Below are 17,878 nucleotides of genomic sequence, written 5' to 3'. Positions count from 1 at the left end.
GGAAAATGATGGTAACAACAGTAGATGTTTTAGTCATGATCTTATATTTGATCACACTAATCTCAATAGGCGCTATAACTGTACGGAAGATAAAAAGCCAAAAAGATTTCCTCGTTGCCGGTAGTCGATTAGGGTATGGATTGTATGTGCCTGCAATGGCTGCAGTTGTGTTAGGTGGGGCATCGACACTAGGAGGTTCAAGTCTAGGTTATAAATACGGTATATCAGGCATGTGGTTAGTTGTGATGATTGGGCTTGGTATTCTAGGCATGGGTTTCTTATTTTCAAAGGTACTAAGTAAATTAGATGTATTTAGTGTTAGCGAACTACTAGGTAAAAGATTTGATAAAAATAGTCGTGTTCTCAGCGCAATCATAATGACTGTTTATGATCTAATGGTAGCAGTTACAGGAGTTATAGCAATGGGTGTTATACTGTCAGCCTTGCTCGGATGGAATTCAACAATAGCTATTATTGTTGGGGGCGCTATTGTTCTTTTATATACAACTTTAGGAGGAATGTGGGCAGTAACCTTAACAGATGTTATACAATTTTGGATCATGACAATTGGTTTCATTTTTATACTCTTACCAGCTGGACTTTATAAAGTTGGAGGTGTTAGTAGTCTTGTTTCACAAGTAGACCCCTCTTTCTTAAGTTTAAGTCATATTGGGATGACTCAAATTTTTTCTTATTTTTTATTATATTTCTTCGGTATGATGATCGGTCAGGATATTTGGCAACGGGCATTTACTGCAAAAAACGAAAAAACTTTAAGAAGAGGTACACTTTTCGCTGGATTTTATTGTATTATATATGCGATTGTCGGAGCCACAATTGGAATGATAGCCAGTGTTTTATTACCTGGACTTGCAGATCCACAACAAGCGATTCCTCAATTAGCGACAGCTATTTTACCTATTGGTCTTGTAGGTCTCATTTTGGCAGCAGTCGCTTCAGCAATCATGTCAACTGCCTCTGGAACGATTATGGCTTCTGCAACCATTCTTGTTAATGATTTAATATTGCCTTTCTATAAAGAGGAACGTACTGAAAAATTTAAACTTAGATTAACACGTTTTGTTATAATGTTAGTCGGGATTGCCGCAATTATGATTAGTGCTTGGTTAAAAAATATAATAGTAGCTTTAGATATAGCTTACGCTTTACTATCTGGTTGTATATTCTTCCCTGTTGTAGCCGCATTTTTTTGGAAAAGAGTTTCAGCAAAAGTTGTATTAATCTCAATAATAATAAGTTCTATTGTTGTTATTTCAGATTTATTAATTGAAGGCATCGACTCCTTAAACGCGATAATCTATGGAATCATCGCGAGCGGGCTAACTCTCTTAATTGGAACTGTATTTTTCACTCCAAAAGCTACAAAGCTTGAAACGTCTTAATAACCGGCAATTTACCTGAGGCATTCTAGGCAGATGCTGTATCTACCTAAAGTTCAAATGAAAACCGCTTGCTATCCTTTCTCTGAAAGATTAGTAAGCGATTTTTTCATTTCAATCTTATACGTTGACCCACGCTGCTTTTCCAATCTCTTGCGCAAGGTCTGAAGTGCTCTCCTCTATCGGGCTACTCCTCCAAGGGTTGAAGGCACCAAAACCGAACCTATATTTTTATTAAACTAATATCTTTGTGTTTATAATACTTATTCATGTATTACCTTCACCACTTCCACGAAAATGTATGTGTTTATTTTTCATGAAAGCGTCTAACACAGGTAACTGTTCCTTCCCTCCCTCCACCAACAAACCAAATACGCCAAACCAACCCCAATCATATCAATCCCCACATCATACAGCCTGCCATTACGTCCAAAATAGAGTTGTATAATTTCCGTACTTAACGCAAACAGAGTGCAAATCACAAAGGCTTTATTGGGCTTACGAATCCATAGATATAGTAAAAAATAGAGGAATCCGAAGGCAGATATATGCCCAAGCTTTTGGGTTAAATAAAATTTGCTATTCAAATGGATATCGCTAGTAATTAGTAGATCCGAAAATATAGGCGATGCATTCAATTTAAAACTAACTTTTTGATAATACAAAAAAGCATGCGCATCGGATGTAAGTGCCGCTACTAGAATGAATGCTGCGCATAGTAACGTGAAGTAGGGAGTGGATTTCAAATTGCTGCACCCTTTCCATGACCTTAAACTTTAACCCTTCTCTTCCGCATGATTCTCCACCTTAATAAATAACCATACATTAAACAGGCGTCAAAGACATAGTAATAAAAAGTAATCCCATAGCCCCAGGTTCATTTGAATTCTGTTTTACTACTTCTACAAAGTCATGAATTTGTCTTAATCAAGCCAAGCAAAGATACCCTTTTTTTGACTTAACTAGTCTAAATGAACTACAATACAGTTAATAGTAAATAAATACCAGAAAACAGCGATATATGCGGAGGAAGGAGTCTATTGATCACTGCTATGGATAAAAAGCTATCTAAAAACGAAAAAATAAGCCGTGCAATGACCGGCAGGAAACTTTCGCCTGAGCACAGAGAGAGGTTATCATTAGTTAAGATTGGGACCGTACGAACGATTGAGACAAGGGCCAAAATTAAAGAGACTTTATTGGGGGAAAATAAAAAGCACCTCAAAAAAGTGCACCCGCTAATTCCTAAAACTTCTAAAAGTCGCTCACATTTAACAGCGATAGACGTGAAAAATATTCGAAATCGCTATAGTAATGAAAAAGGAGCTTCTATTAGAAAGCTTGCAGAAGATTATAATGTCAGCAGGCATACCATTCATTCCATTGTTACCTATAAAACATGGAAATAGATACCCGATTTTCTATTTATCAATACTCATTCTATCCGCTCTCCTTGAATGAGCAGTCTTTGGTAATTATGACGATATGGATGACAAGTTAATAAAGTCGCCAAATCTTTCCCTTGCTCAATCTCAAGGGAATCCGTTTCATAAGGATAAATCACCTTTTGTTTATACACCTTATACGTTAATGTTTCCTTCATTGTATGAACATAAAAAACATCCCCACTGAATAACTGATCAATATCGCGAAACATCGCCTTCGTCCCCATCCCACGATGACCTGCTAAAACAGTGTGTGTATTTTGTCCACCAACGGGTATCGAAGAACCTTCTACCTGACCCACACCCTTATTTAATATCTCCTGTGTTGCACCTAAATATAGGGGAATAACCAACTTTAACTTAGGAATCTCAATCGCCGCAAACATATCCCCCTCCGGTAACTCTAAACATTGTTGAAGATGCTTAAGTTTCCCTTCATCGTCCAAAAAAGGGTCATAAAATTCACTACTGGCATCGTAGAGCTCTTCGTTACATCTATTTGCCTCTTCTATAATCCCATCAACTTTTACTTTTTCATTCGAAACTTCAAGGTGTCGAAAATCACCTAAAAAAGTTTCTACTTGTTTTTTTTGCTTCTGTGAATTGATGAACTGTGCAACATGCGGATAAAGTAAAATCGCAGCCCCTAGTAAAAACACAATTAAAATTGTTGAGTTTTTTTTCATTGGATTTCACCTGATTTTCTTCTTAAATCGTAAAAAGTAAAGAACGAGCAGTACCAATAGTGTTACCATTGCACCTAATATATATAGTTTTTTATTATCCCTACTTTGCTGCTCTTGTTCCATTTCATCGAGCACGTACGGAATCTGATGGCCTGTCACTAACATTCGATGGGTGTTGATCATATATGGATCACAGGTTAACAGAGTCATTTTATTTTGATCCTCGTCCATCGTTAGCCAATCTGTTTCATGAGGCAATACGATATCAACACTTTCAATTTCATAAGCAAGTGTTTCATCTAAAACTTGTACAAAAAACTGATCCCCTACTTCTAACTGATCTAAATTACGAAATAATTTTGAGCTAGGCAGCCCCCGATGTGCCGTAATCACACTATGCGTACCTAGTTGACTTGATGGTAGGGAGGAATTTTCCAAATGGCCTGCGCCTTTTGATAAAACATCGTCTGAAGTCCCATGATAGATTGGGATTTCAACATTAATTTTTGGGATCATCACACTACCAATTGAAGTACCCACATTAAGTGCGTCGTAATAACTTGTCGCACCTTGTTCACTTGGACGATTTTCAGCAAATGGATCGACAAACTCCAAGCCCGATTGTACCAGCATTTCGTTATGCGTATCCCTTTTCTCTTTTTCTATTTGTATATCTTCTTTCTCCATCTCCCTGATTGTTTGATTGTAGTCATGAATAACCGAACGATGTACTTTGGTTGTCGCCATATTGCTTATTATTGGATAGAAAAAGATACCAAGTCCTATAATAAATACAATCAAAAACAAAGCCTTTTTCACCTTAGATCATCCTACTCTTTGCGCTGATAATGAAAATATGGAAGGGAATCCCCTTCCATATTTCTTAGAACTGAATGATTACTCTGCTACTTTATTACGTCGGAAATAGGCAATTGTCGCACTTGACATTAACACTAGCCCAACAGTTGTAAATAGAATTGTACCTATTCCTCCAGTTGTCGGAAGTTCCCAACCAGATTTTGAGTTATCTACAGTTAATGTCACAAACTGATTTTCAGCATCAATTTTGACGTCAATTGGTCTTGTTAATTTACGATAATCCCCCGGAGCCTTCGTTTCATATAACTCATAGTCTCCGAAGTCTAATTCAGTAAAAATAAGCTCACCATTCTCGTCTGTTGTCATTCCTTCTCTAACTACATTGCCATGCAAATCACGAAGCTCAAATTCTGCTCCTGCTAACCTTTCCCGAGTTGTTTGATCTTGCTTAATCACTGTCAATGATCCAGCTGTGGCCGTTACAGGTACATCATCTGTTTCTTTTTCCCCAGTTGCATCGTGTTTATTTGTATAATTAATGATTGCTTTGTTGTTAATCACTTCATTCGCCCCTGCATCTTCAGAAACTTTTGCTTGGAATGTAAATTCAACGGTTCCTTTTTTTAACGCAGCAGGCTCTCCCGTCCAAGTTAATGTACGGCTATCCGTATCATAATTAAATGTAAATCCAGTTGGACTATTTGCACTATCATCGACATATGCCAAGTTTTTATGTAACGCATCCGTTACAATAAAGTTTTTGTACTCACCAATATCTCCTGGTAAGTCTACTGAAATCTTATAAGTAACGATTTCACCACGGTTTACCGCCCCAAAATCTATTTCTTTTTCAACGTCTGGATGGATATAGTTTAGAACATCTACTTCAACAGTTGTCCCACTTTCTACAATTGAAAACTCAATCCTTTGATCTCCTAATAAATAACCATCGATTGTTTTAACTTCTTTAAAATAGTAATCACCATATGCTAGATTCGAAACAGTGATTTTTCCGTTTTCATCCGTCGCATAGACTGTCGGCCCGTCAGCTTTTATACCGTCTTCATGGTAAAGTTCAAATTGAACCCCTGCTAAAACTTTATCTTTATCGTCGCCATCTCTTTTCGTTAACTCAACATCTCCACGAATTGTTTCGTTTTTCGGGTAAATATGAACGTCATAATTTAGTGTTGAACCGTCCTTACTTGTCATTGGAATGTCTACAGAGAATTTCTCTTTATTTAAATTCACATGTTTTGGGCCATCAATTTCTTCAACTGAATAACTTCCCAATGGTAAAATTTCCGAAGCCTGTCCCTTGTCATCCGTTGTTAATGTATACTCTTTCCCATCAGTTACTTCTGTCCAATTCTGTCCATCATATTTATGCGTTTGTATTACTTTATACGTAACACCCTCTAACGGAGTTCCTTCAACTCTATCCTTTTGCTCTTCTGTTCCATCTCCATCTTCACCTCCATCTTTATATTTCTCTGGTTCTTGCTCATATTTATGAATGGTTAATGTTCCAGTTGTCGCTTCTTCCGCACTTGTTGTAACAGGTAGAATAAAACTTAATAACAAGACGGAAATAACAATCCTATAAAGTAAAGTTTTCAACATCTCTATTGCTCCCCTTTTACAATCTTAAATTAAGTTTATTTTTTCTAACAATCGCCCATAAACCAAACACCATCAACATGAAGCCCACTACATAAAACCCAATGGTCCCGACCCCTCCAGTACTTGGAAGAATCCACCCAGTTGTTGTATTCACAACCTCCTGTGTGACATGTAAATTTTCTCCATCTATCGTAATCTCAATCGGTTTTGCTAGTTTGTTATATCCTTCAGGTGCTTTCGTTTCAATTAACGAATAAATGCCCCACTCAAGATCCTCAAACTTAATCTTTCTGTTCTCATCGGTCGTAAGTGTATCAACGACATTGCCATCTGAATCTCTCAATTCAAACGTCGCGCCAGCCAATGGTTTACCTGCTGCATCTACTTTTTCTACCGTTAGTGAGCCGTAACGCGCTTGATTCGTGACGATGAATTTCCCGTCTTCCTTAGTGATAGAAACATCGTAATTTTGCGGGCCATTAATCTCTTTCACGCTATAAGAAATTTCTTCACCAGTCTCCGCATCGTACTTTCTTAAGTCATTAAAAGCGCCTGTCCAATCGTTGCTTTCACTTAAGATAAGTTCGTTTTGCGTTTCTTCACCATTCACAAGCAGTATAATTTGAACGGATTCTGCTGCCGGACCAATCCACCTTTTCTCCACGCCGACATTTATTGTTTCATCGTTTCGGTTCGTAAAGACAAAACCTTCCGCAGCTGACCCGGTCAGTTGACTTGTATAACCTTCAACTTCAAGTTCTGCCACCATATAATGAATTGAGTCGCCCGTTTTATCATGTAACTTATTTAATCCCGTAAATGAACCAACCCATCCACTATCTTCGTCTAATTTGATGGATTTACCTGTATGCACGCCATCCGCATATAGTTGTACAGTTACTGATTCAGCGGCAGGTCCAATCCACCTTTTCTCTACATCAATATCCATTTTCTCGGGTTTGTACGTGTTTGTTACTGTTAGTCCATCAATACTTTTCTCATAATTTGCTGGTACATTTTTCTCGTCTGCGGTAAAACTATACTTTCTTCCGTAAGGGTCATATGCCGGTACATCCTTCCATTCGTACGTCCATTCAGGTGTTTCAGCACCAGTCACTTCTCCTGTTCGTAATGCTCTTTTCTCCTCATCACCCACTTGGGCCATTAACTTTAAAGTAATCGCTGGTCGCTCTGTTCCGTCTACCCATACTTTTTTTGCTGTGACATCTGTTTTTGGAAGGAAAAATCCAATTGTTCCACCAACATCGTGTCCACCACCGATTCCTTTGACAAAGAACGGATATGTCTCGTCATCCTTAAGGTTTAAATCTGACAACTTAAATGTAAATACAGTCCAGCGCGCATCTTTTGTATTCCCTTGCAAGCCGTCGTCAGGAGCGTATATAACATCATCCACATGGATAGCGATAGGCTTATGTATTGCATGCTCTTCAATACTAATGGATACTTCTTGATTAAGTGTCATATACTGTAATTTATGGGTAGACTTTACAGCCACCAGAATCTTCTCGCCTTTTGCCCATAACATGTGTGGCTTTGTATGACTATTTGTTGATTGTCCATGCAATTGGGTCGTTACGACAATGGCGTTTGGATCCATCTCATAATAAGCAGGTGTTCCGGTTACAGTTGGTTCGACAGTCATGTCTACCACGTGCATTTCTTTCTGTTCATCTTCTTGGGGTAATTCCTCTGTAACTGCATGGTCCAACTCATTTTGTTCTAAGTTTGAGTCTTCGAGATGCCCCCCCACTTCAAGCTCAGTGGATTTCTCAGATTCGGAAGCACCGTTTACATATTCCACTTCTTCTGGTTTCCCGTCGACACCTTGCCCTTCCGTTAATGCGTTCATTTTTAATGAGCTAAAGGGAATAGAAATTAGTAACGTAATCAGTAATAAGACAAGTAATCTCTTCATGATTGTTTGTTTCCTCCTTTCTAATTAGACCATGATTAAAATCTTCATAAAACGGAAGGTAAAATCATCTACGGTTCCAAAAGCAAAGCATACAATAGTCTCCATCCAGCTAAGGAGCCCCTAACCGTTACAATCAACCAACTTACCTATCACCTCCATGCTAAAGAACCTTTAAATATTTCACTTTATTCAATTGAATAAAGGTAGAACTGATAGAAATCATTAAAATAGCTTCTAAAACGCCTTACATAAAATCCTGACCATCATTTTCTCTAACCGTCATACCAAAGATAATTAGTTCTATTCTCACACACTTAATATTACGAACTTTAATATTGGGTTATGATTATGTAGTAATGCCTATAACTAAACGAAAAAACACTTAGAATTATTATGACCGTTAGAATATACCTATACCATACATCTTTGCACTTGTTTCCACAACACCACCTTAATGCTTTTGACCCTTTACCTCATTTCATTTATTCTAGTGTTTTTATTAGAATAATAATAAAGACCTAATATTGAGAGGGTTTTCATTTCAAAACTTAACTGTGAGTAATAAAAAAAACTTCCAACCAAATTGGTTAGAAGTCTTTAAACATTATACTATTAATGTTTTTAGGATCTGCGCAAGAAAATGTTCCACAAGGAAACAATCGTTAGACGCACTTTCAAACAGAAATCATGTATTTTAAAAAACGTTATTCTTTTCATAATGAATAAATTCACAATTCAGACACAATTAATCCGCTCTTTCCAAGAGCCATTCACTATTTGTTTCATCAAAAATTATGTACGATGATTATTCCGTTCAATTATCGTCTTATCAAGTCTGTGAGGTCAACTAAACTAGTACATGCTTATAAGCACTACAATTGAATTTCTTTCTAGCTCACCCACTACTTATCACCTATCACAATAGTACCATACACTATTAAATAATGATAGCATTTATGTGGGATTATTGACAGAAGTAAGAAGATTTTGTCTGATTAGCTTAATTAAAAAGTTATCATGTAAAGGCCTGCTAAAAATTAGTTTCTCTCACAGGTTCTCCCCTCCAATTCCCCCTACTATGACCGCCCGGACATGTCCACCCGCCCCCTCTCAATCAACCCTACTCCCTCAAGGCTTGAAGCCATCAAATCCAATCCCGAACCTATCTTTTTATTAAACTACTATCTTTGTATTTATAATACGTATTCAGCATCTATTAAAAATTTAAAATTTATTTTTCAAAAAATGTATCCCTTTTCCTGATTTCAATCTATATAGAGGGTGACAGGAACATAAAGGGGCCGATCATCCATGAACTATTTAACGGAGTACCAATCATTCGCAAATAAATATGAACTCAATGAGGCAATCGCATCGCATTTAAATGACCACAGACACCAATTGAACGATACGGATCACAACGTACTGACAATGTTAAGCCGTTATGCAGTAAAATTTCCAGGCGTTGCGCACTTAAAAGTAGGCACGATTGCGAAGGCACTTAATAAATCAGACCGCACTGTTCGCCGCTCCGTCGAGAAATTGGAGCAATTACAGATGCTTAAAAGACAGGCATTTTCACGCGAGAAAACAGGTGGACAAGGGGCCAATCTTTATATTTTTTTACCTTACAAACAAACAGGTCTTCCTGATACGAAGGTAGAGCAAGCGGAAATAACCGAACAGAATCATGAAGAAAATCATACTTTCGTTGAAGAGCCAATGATTCCAATTACACTTTACACAAGGTTCAAGAATTTGATAAAATCCTACGCGGGAGAAAATAATGAAGGCCTTGCCAGCAAACTTTACGGCATTTATCGTGTACACACCTCAAGACTAATGAAATTTGAGATTCACGCGAATAAAGGTGAACTTTTAAAAACAATTGCGATCCAAGCAATTCGTGTCTTGTTCCAAGCGACCAAGAGAAAAAATATCCATAACTTAATTGGCTATTACGATGGCATCTTCCGTGAATTAACCGACAAAGCTTTATTTGCGGAGGCTTTTATGGATTATGAGGAGCCGATGGAAGTGAAAATCCCATAAGGTGCCTGTCCCCCAAACAAACACGAAAGCTTAAACAATCATGTTTGTTCGAATTAACATGAAAGTTTGAGTGACTGGTACTCGTAAAGCAAATCGCTCTCATCATTTTCTAATAATCCTCACAGGATACTCACATAATGAAATCCTATGATAATAGTGAACCAACCAAATGGCTGTTAAAAATAGATAGAGGTGATGACGTGGCCATTGAAATTTTCAGTCGCCGGGAACAGAAATATTTAATTACAAGGTGGCAGTATGAACAACTCGTTGAAAGAATGATGCCGCATATGCGGTATGACAAATATGGGATAAACGGAAAATATACCGTAACGAGTTTGTATTTCGAAAATGATGAACGGGACATCTACTTTGAAACGAAGAACAAATTGAAATATCGTCAAAAACTGAGGCTTCGTGTCTACGATGAGACAGATATTAACGGAACTGCGTTTTTTGAAGTGAAGCAAAAGCATAACAACGTCGTCAATAAGAGACGGGTTGTCATGCCGTTAGCGGAAGCCTATCGATTCTTAGAGAATGGATTGGATGAAGAACTAGCTTCCTATCAATCAACAAATGAACAAGTGCTACGAGAGATTGAATATTTTAAGCAGTTTTATCAGTTACACCCCGAAATGATCGTCAGCTATTATCGACAAGCATTTCACGGCGTGACCGACCCCGAACTACGTGTCACTTTCGACATGGATTTAAAGTGTAGGAATGGTGATTTGGCCGTTGAACATGGTGCATATGGGGAACGATTTATTGATGAAGACCTTGTCGTACTTGAAGTTAAAGTAAATGACAGTGTTCCATTATGGCTTACCCGCCATTTACAAGACTTAAATTGCGAACAAAGAAGTGCTTCAAAGTTTTGCACGAGTACGGAATTATTAAGCGGACATCACTTACCACAAAATGAGTGGATGGAAACAACAACAATTGGAGGCAGGAAAAGTGGAAATGATCAACAACTTATTTCAATTTAATGGATTAGAGGGGCAACCCACAATTTGGATGAGCGTAGGCGCGATGGCGCTTGCAGCATTGCTTAGCTTAATTATTACGAAGGTGTACCAAATCACATTTACTGGAGAACGGTATTCACAAGCTTTTGTACATACAATTATGATGATGAGTATCATTGTATCTGTCGTCATGAACGTCGTCAGCGGGAATGCAGGTGTTGCGTTCGGTTTATTCGCAGTCTTCTCCCTTATTCGCTTTAGAAGTGCAGTGACGAATGCCAAAGATATTGCGTATATTTTCTTTGGGCTATGTGTGGGAATGACAGCTGGTTTATTTCAATTTGAACTCGCAATCGTTCTAACTTTATTCGCGAGTCTTATCTTCTATATTTTGTATAAAGTCGATTACGGTGTAGGAAAAGATACACAAATCTTAAGAATTACGGTTCCAGAAAACTTAAACGACGAAAATTTATTTGACGATATTCTTGCTGATAAAACAGAGAGCTATCAACTTCGCCAAGTTGAAACAACAAATCTTGGAACAATGACCTTATACACATTCGCAATCCGCAGCAAAGTTGACACGAAAGACCGTGAGCTGCTCAACGTCATTCGTGAGCGTAACGCCAATTTGAAAGTATCTCTATCTTATTTGGAAACGAGAGATTGACCTTTCACTGCTATACATATAGATGAATAATAGTAATTCGGGTAGTTGACATCATGAGATGCTCGACTTCCCTTTTTACTTATTACGAAAGAAAAATAAAAAACTTTTCAATAAATGTATCCTTTTGTCCTGTATTTCTCTATATAAAGGGTGAGAGGGAGGTGAGGAACATGGCTACAATCGACTTTAAAGATGCAGTTGGTAAGGTGTATTTTAACGCCGGGATGACGGAGGATGGCAAGCTGATCCGTAAATCAAAGACATACCGCAACATTGCGAAAGATGCCAGCGCAGATAACTTGTACAACGCGCTTGAGCAACTTGCACAGCTTTCGGAATTACCGTTTATCGGTGCAGAGAAAGTAGAAACATCATTTGTGTGGAATTAACAGCAACAGGTACGGAAATTGGACAAATAAGGGGGGGATAAAAAATGGCAAAGACTCTTCAATTGATTTTTAACACGGAAAACGGCAAGAGCGTCACACTGACTGTGGACGAGCCGCGTGCAGATTTGACGGCACCTGAAGTAGAGGCTGCGATGCAGGCAATCATTGCTTCTAGCGTGTTTGAAGTGAATGATTATCCGCTTGAATCTATTAAAAGCGCGCGTGTTGTTGAGCGTGATGTGACTGATTTGTTGAGTGAGTAATGGGAATGTAAGATAGCCGGTTCTCCAGTTTTTTGCTGAGGAACCGGTTTTTTGGATGCTACCCCAGAAGGATATGAAATAGAACACGGAGATAGGTTACTTTTTTCTATTGATGACAATCGCGATAATTGCCACTAATGCCGTTAAGCTTGTGGCTAAATACCAAAAAGCATATCCATTGCATCGTATGTCATTATATGAATGTAAAGAAATCGTATCAAAAAGTACAGGTTTCCAGTATTTCCCGGAAAACGTCCGCCTCCTCTAATTCTTCCCTCTTCAATACACAACATTTCCTACCCGGATTATCTCCACAAACACCATTATCAAAGTTGTTACACAACCTGGCACCCTAGACTTATATGCTCAAAATCTTGGTCAATGTATCTTTTCCTGCCTCAGTAATTTCATAATACGGTCTGTTATTATTTGTTTCGTCTTCCTTTCTTATTACTAACTCGGTAACAATAAGGCCTCTCGCTATCCTTGAAACAAGTTGATACGAAATATCCAATTCCTGCCCAATTTCCAATGGATAAGCTTTTAAATTCGTAGTGGTATTCGTGTACATTTCTAAAACCTGTAGAATATCTAGTTCTTCCTTGGTGAATTGTGCTTTACTCAAATTTTCTTTTACTAATTCGGTTATACTCTCATCATAATCAACTTCACAAGTCTTCTGAAAACAACGTCTACACATCATATCAAACTGTTCAATCATAGGTAACTCATTTATATCATATTGCGTCTCACAATCAGGATTTTTGCAAACAATTTTTTTATTACTAGATAATGTATTAATCAATGTCTCACTTAAATCAAACCTTCTTTGTTGGTAGTACTTTGAATATTTTGAGGTTCTCTCAGGTCTCCCGTACAAAATCTTATTAAACTGACATAATCCATAATCAAAGGCGTAAACAAATACGTCTACATTAGCTTTTTTATTTTTCGTTGATTTTGGTGCTATTGTACTTACCTTATGAACTAGACCATTAAATTCTAGAGATTCGAGGAAAGACACCAACTCAGGTTTAATCTGAAAATGACTTGAATGGGCATACTCCAAATTACTAAAATGCTGATTATTTGTTTTCGGTAATTCAACCTTCAAATCTAATGCTTTTTCACAAAGGGCTTCAATTAAATTATGCTGGGTAAATATGTCTAATTTCTCCTTATAAACTCCATAACTTTTATGTTCTTTGTCGAAATATGTTTTAGTTATTTTTCTGTAAACCATTTCCACTGCATTAAGAATATCAGATTTGGTGATTTTTTTATCATAGGATACTACATTATCATAACAGTGACTAAGTATATGTCCCAAGGTCCTCGGAATATTCATAGAGGCTTCAAATAACAACAAATAATATTCTTCAATAGTTTGTTCACTTGTATCAAAAAATGTTTCTGGGGTTGTCTTACAATAAAAACTTATTCTATTCTCAATTAACCTTCTTATGAAATCACTCGATTTCCTTTCCAGTTCAGCAATATTCAGACCATATAATTCGAATGCATCAATTTGGATAGAATCATATTTACCTGCTTCTAGATCTCCATAAGTTATTCTCCCTGGGTAAGCTGCTATTTTCAAAACAACTTCATCTCTGGCAGAATTATAAATTGGATTTAGTAATGTTTGATAGAACAGCTCCATATCACCTTCTGTAAGTTCAGAAAAGTCATCAATGAAAATAAATAGTTTTTCTCGATTAGCAATGATCAATAATCTTTTAATATCATTTATAATATCTCCAACATTAAAAAGCTTAGCAAAAATATTTAATGAATCGTTTTCTACTTCACTGGCTACTTCTTTCTTGTACCCAACCTTTGCATATATTTTTACCAATGCTTCTTTAATACTATTTATATTAGATGTCCCTGACACTCCCATCTCACCTGTGCTAGTCCTATTAGTGGTCTCAGTTTCCCTAGTCTGTTTAGACACCACACTGTTTATATTAAGAATATCAGGGTTATCAATTTTATCCTTAATATTTTTTATTAGCGAGTCCATTCTAGTATCCCTAAACCTATTATTTATTCTCTCAAAAAGATTTTGTTCTTCTCTTTTTAATTCAACTACAATACTATCAAATAGGTCGTTTAAAAATTTCTTTACCAGTAATAACCTTCCAATTTGTTCGGATTCTAAAACACCCTCTAAATCAGGTATATTCAAACTGCTATTCTGAAACTTCATATCATCTACAACAGATTTTGCATTTACATATGCTGACAGTTTCTTCTTACGAGTTATAATATCATATTGGGCTCGTGCAAAAAGTGTAGATTTCCCGGTTCCTTTTCGTCCTAATAATATAAAAGTTTCATCAGACAATAATTTTCTAATGATACCGTTATTAGGCAATAAATCTACGTATAAATCCTTGATAATATTTTGTTTATCAATTGTCTCTTCTCCGTTAAGCTTCTTAGGCGTAATTCGTTTATACAGTCTTAAAGTTTCATATACTCTTATAAAACCATCTCTTTGTTCTTCCGTATACATTGTCATCCCCCTAAATTAAATAGGTTTAATAAAATTCCCGAAATTCTTGCTTGTCCCTCTATCATAGTGCAAATGATAATTTAAGTAAATGAGCTAATATACAACGGATTCCAAACAATTTGATCGGACTCTTAATTTTTCTTATGCAATTGATAGCAATAGGTAAGGCTTTGAAATTATCTCTACCTTTTCCCCTGCTCCACACCGTACGTGAGACTTTCACCTCATACGGCGTTCCATCTTAATCTGATTAGATAATTTCAGTTAAATTACACTTCTTACGATATTTATTTAGTTTCTCAAGCTGTTTTCCGTTCAACTTCAGTATTTGCATATATCGTTCAATCGTTTTATCGGTTACCGCATGAATCAACTTGTGAACCGTTCGGTTCACTATTACTAGGTTTCTATATTCATCCGTCCCGCCTAATGACTTTGGCAGTATATGGTGGCAGTGCACATCATAGCTATAAATGAATTCTCCAGTGATTGCACAGATTCCCTTCTGCATTGAATACCTTGAAAGCCTATTATCTGTATATTCTACAGTTTGTCCTTCATGTGTATTCATAAGCATTAGTTGCAGTTCCAGAGCTATACTACCTTTAATTATTTGTTTATCATTTCGACCTTCTGATGTGTAATTACAGATACTTTGCTTAAAGTTTCTATTATCCAAAGTTCTGACATCCGCAATAGGATGCAGATGTACACCCAGTACTTCAAAGGTTTTATAGTTGTTTTTGTTAAATAATTTATAAGTTTCTGATGGTTTTCTTGGAACACCATACTTACCAATAGATTTCAAACGATTGTACAAGGTGCGGAATAGGCGATAGGCAATTTTAGCGAAGTCAATGCTAACATGCGTTGCTGATTTATAATAATTCTTAATCCCCATTACGTAGCTGTTATAATGGTTAACCGATTTTACGCTAGTGTCTTTCTGTATGTTCTTGATTAGCTCCCTAGCCTTATTCACTATTTCGTTTTTCTTGTTGGGGGCTACGTGCGTTATTGCTACATACTTTTTCGTCTTTCTTTTCGCTTCTAGCGTGAAACCAAGAAATTCAGATTTATTTTTCCTAAGGTTTGTAATCTTAGATTTCTCAGGCGAAATTTCCAGGTCTAAATTGTTTTTCAGATACTTTTTGACTCCATGATAAATTTTATAAGCTGATTTGTGATTCCTTGCGAATATCTTAAAGTCGTCTGCATAACGGACAATGAACATTTCTTTTAGATTCGTTTTCTTGAGCGACCTATATTTACATCCATTGTCACTATACTTGTGATTCGTGTTCAATGATTCCCATTGGTTTGATATCCAGTGGTCCAAATCATTCAGTACCACGTTCGATAAAAGGGGCGACAATATCCCACCTTGCGGTGTGCCTTTTGTTGGAACCCCTGTTATTTCAATAGGTGCTTTCAACATTTTATTTATTACCGCTAACACTCTTCTATCCTTTATCCCCATATTGTATAATTGTTTCACCAGCTTATTGTGATTGACATTATCAAAAAATCCTTTTATATCTATATCTACAACATAGTGCAGACCATTCCTGTTGATTAAATGTTGGCAACGAGCCATTGCATGTTTTGTAGCTCTATTTGGTCTAAAGCCATAAGAATGATTGTAGAATTTCGCTTCGCAGATAGGCTCTAGGATTTGCTTAAACATTTGTTGTATCAGCCTGTCGCGCATCGTCGGAATTCCCAGAGGTCTTGTTTTACCATTCGGTTTTGGTATCTCGACTCTCCTCACACCATTTGGTTCATAGTTGTCTAGGCAGTTCACGATTTCGTTGACTAAACTATCTTCAGACTCTATCTTGAAATCAGCTATCGTTTTTCCGTCAACACCAGCAGTTTTGGAACCGGTATTGCTTTTAATGTTCCTATACGCAAGTAAGATGTTATGTTTTTCAGTAATTTTTCCATATAAGTCGTATCCCTCTAGCCCGTTATTCTTACTTCTTTCATAGAGTTCATCCAACTTGGTTTGCATATTGTAGTATTCATTATGACGTAATTGTGTACTCACCGATGGATTGCTTCCCTTTCCTTTCGAAAAGTCCCATCATCCTACACGACCTTGTGAGTTGCATTTAAGTTGTAATTATTTTCGAGAATTAAGACTTGGGGCTATCTCTCCGCAGTTTATTATCACTGTTTCATAAATACTGTGCCCCTACTCTCACAAGAATAAAGTCATTTCGGTTGGTTTTTAACCTTATAAACATCGACCCGATTATAGTCGTTTTTGTGGTCGTTTCTTGCTTTCCACGTTCCAATTAACCTAGCTGTGCATATATCTTTAGGTGGTTGCTCTGAGCCTGTGAAGTTATAGATTCATCGTTACCTATTCCGAATTTCATAACGCCAGTCTTACTTTTCGGTACTTCACCCCACGGAGTGGGCTACATCTTTCGCGTGTAGTGACAATCTAGACCCTTTAATCCACAACTTTGTCAGTTCTTATAGAACATTCTCACCATTGATATTTTATAGCATCCCGACCTATCTATATCCTTGTCATTATAGTGGCTTGATTTAGGTTATATTCAGTCGACTTCACCTGGCTTCGTACGATTCAGAACTATATTTCTTAGTCGCACGCAGGAGTATTAGACAGTTCGTTTCGGCTCAACATGACGGCTTTCATTCCGAACTACAGTTAATTAGTTATATTTCTTTTGGTTCAAGAAATCTCGCATTTCATGCCGTAGGCATTTATAGCGAAACGTGTCGCGCTAGCGTACTGTCTGAATAGTGTCTGACAATAAATGTGTTCTACTGCACGAATTGATTGTTATTGAGATGAAGGATGAACCGGTACTGATCCAGTTTTTTCTTTTAGTTTCGAAATGAATGTAGTCTATTTCCAAAACCTTCTGGTAATATGGTATAATTATCCTACTGACTCCCTGATTACTTTATTCTTGTGGTGCTTGAAAATCGTTTCATAAAAATATAAGTGCATGCCATAGAAGAAAGTAAATTAGGATGTGGAGGTGGTTAAGGATATAATCCGAAGTATAAAATTTAGATTCATCATTAGATTACACTAACTAAACAATAAAATTAG

14 protein-coding genes are annotated in these 17,878 nt (G+C 36.9%); 7 read left to right on the top strand and 7 right to left on the bottom strand.

All coding sequences use genetic code 11. From position 1 onward, the window contains the following. The first annotated feature begins 5 nt into the window (after positions 1-5). On the top strand, positions 6-1,403 hold the full coding sequence (locus tag AB1H92_RS02545) for a sodium:solute symporter (protein WP_243835613.1): 1,398 nt from the start codon (positions 6-8) through the stop codon (positions 1,401-1,403). 323 nt (positions 1,404-1,726) lie between these two features. Here the strand turns inward: AB1H92_RS02545 and AB1H92_RS02540 are convergent, their stop codons facing one another. Continuing rightward, positions 1,727-2,146: a VanZ family protein gene (locus tag AB1H92_RS02540; RefSeq protein ID WP_115360022.1), complete on the bottom strand. Its 420-nt coding sequence runs from the start codon at positions 2,144-2,146 to the stop codon at positions 1,727-1,729. Between the two features lie 294 nt (positions 2,147-2,440). Here AB1H92_RS02540 and AB1H92_RS02535 point away from each other — a divergent pair, with 294 nt between their 5' ends. Then, positions 2,441-2,809, top strand: a complete 369-nt coding sequence (locus tag AB1H92_RS02535) for a hypothetical protein (protein ID WP_115360021.1) — start codon at positions 2,441-2,443, stop codon at positions 2,807-2,809. A 26-nt stretch (positions 2,810-2,835) separates the two neighbouring features. Here AB1H92_RS02535 and AB1H92_RS02530 read toward each other — a convergent pair whose 3' ends face one another. The 4 genes from AB1H92_RS02530 to AB1H92_RS02515 form a co-directional block, all read right to left on the bottom strand. Beyond that, a complete protein-coding gene (locus AB1H92_RS02530; RefSeq protein WP_115360020.1) occupies positions 2,836-3,531 on the bottom strand; it encodes a class C sortase in 696 nt (231 codons plus the stop codon). Positions 3,532-3,537: 6 nt separating this feature from the next. Further along, positions 3,538-4,350, bottom strand: coding sequence for a class C sortase (locus AB1H92_RS02525; RefSeq protein ID WP_115360019.1), 813 nt, complete (start codon positions 4,348-4,350; stop codon positions 3,538-3,540). 78 nt (positions 4,351-4,428) lie between these two features. Then, a complete protein-coding gene (locus AB1H92_RS02520; protein ID WP_115360018.1) occupies positions 4,429-5,973 on the bottom strand; it encodes a SpaA isopeptide-forming pilin-related protein in 1,545 nt (514 codons plus the stop codon). A 16-nt stretch (positions 5,974-5,989) separates the two neighbouring features. Beyond that, positions 5,990-7,912, bottom strand: coding sequence for a Cna B-type domain-containing protein (locus tag AB1H92_RS02515; protein ID WP_115360017.1), 1,923 nt, complete (start codon positions 7,910-7,912; stop codon positions 5,990-5,992). Between the two features lie 1,311 nt (positions 7,913-9,223). On the opposite strand from AB1H92_RS02515, the gene AB1H92_RS02510 reads away from it, so the two are divergent. The 5 genes from AB1H92_RS02510 (at position 9,224) to AB1H92_RS02490 (ending at position 12,263) form a co-directional block, all read left to right on the top strand. Beyond that, positions 9,224-9,964, top strand: a complete 741-nt coding sequence (locus AB1H92_RS02510; protein WP_115360016.1) for a helix-turn-helix domain-containing protein — start codon at positions 9,224-9,226, stop codon at positions 9,962-9,964. A 137-nt stretch (positions 9,965-10,101) separates the two neighbouring features. Continuing rightward, on the top strand, positions 10,102-10,959 hold the full coding sequence (locus tag AB1H92_RS02505; RefSeq protein WP_243835614.1) for a polyphosphate polymerase domain-containing protein: 858 nt from the start codon (positions 10,102-10,104) through the stop codon (positions 10,957-10,959). After that, the gene (locus AB1H92_RS02500) at positions 10,934-11,611 is read left to right on the top strand and encodes a DUF4956 domain-containing protein (RefSeq protein ID WP_115364014.1); all 678 of its coding nucleotides are present in this window, start codon (positions 10,934-10,936) and stop codon (positions 11,609-11,611) included. Before AB1H92_RS02505 ends, AB1H92_RS02500 begins: the two co-directional genes overlap by 26 nt. Before the next feature lie 170 nt (positions 11,612-11,781). After that, complete coding sequence (locus AB1H92_RS02495) at positions 11,782-12,000, top strand: DUF1659 domain-containing protein (protein WP_166739552.1); 219 nt, start codon at positions 11,782-11,784, stop codon at positions 11,998-12,000. A 44-nt stretch (positions 12,001-12,044) separates the two neighbouring features. Continuing rightward, positions 12,045-12,263 carry a DUF2922 domain-containing protein gene (locus AB1H92_RS02490; RefSeq protein ID WP_115360014.1) on the top strand — a complete coding sequence of 73 codons (219 nt, stop codon included), beginning with the start codon at positions 12,045-12,047 and terminating at the stop codon, positions 12,261-12,263. A gap of 358 nt (positions 12,264-12,621) precedes the next feature. On the opposite strand, the gene AB1H92_RS02485 is transcribed toward AB1H92_RS02490, so the two are convergent. Further along, positions 12,622-14,784, bottom strand: coding sequence for a MarR family winged helix-turn-helix transcriptional regulator (locus AB1H92_RS02485; protein WP_115360013.1), 2,163 nt, complete (start codon positions 14,782-14,784; stop codon positions 12,622-12,624). Between the two features lie 250 nt (positions 14,785-15,034). Then, positions 15,035-16,834, bottom strand: coding sequence for a group II intron reverse transcriptase/maturase (gene ltrA / locus AB1H92_RS02480; RefSeq protein ID WP_115360012.1), 1,800 nt, complete (start codon positions 16,832-16,834; stop codon positions 15,035-15,037). Positions 16,835-17,878: the final 1,044 nt, after the last annotated feature.

This window comes from Sporosarcina pasteurii, assembly GCF_041295575.1.
GTDB classification, from domain to species: Bacteria; Bacillota; Bacilli; order Bacillales_A; family Planococcaceae; genus Sporosarcina; species Sporosarcina pasteurii.
Note: the sequence above shows the minus strand (reverse complement) of the source record. Positions and strands in the feature narration are given on the sequence as shown.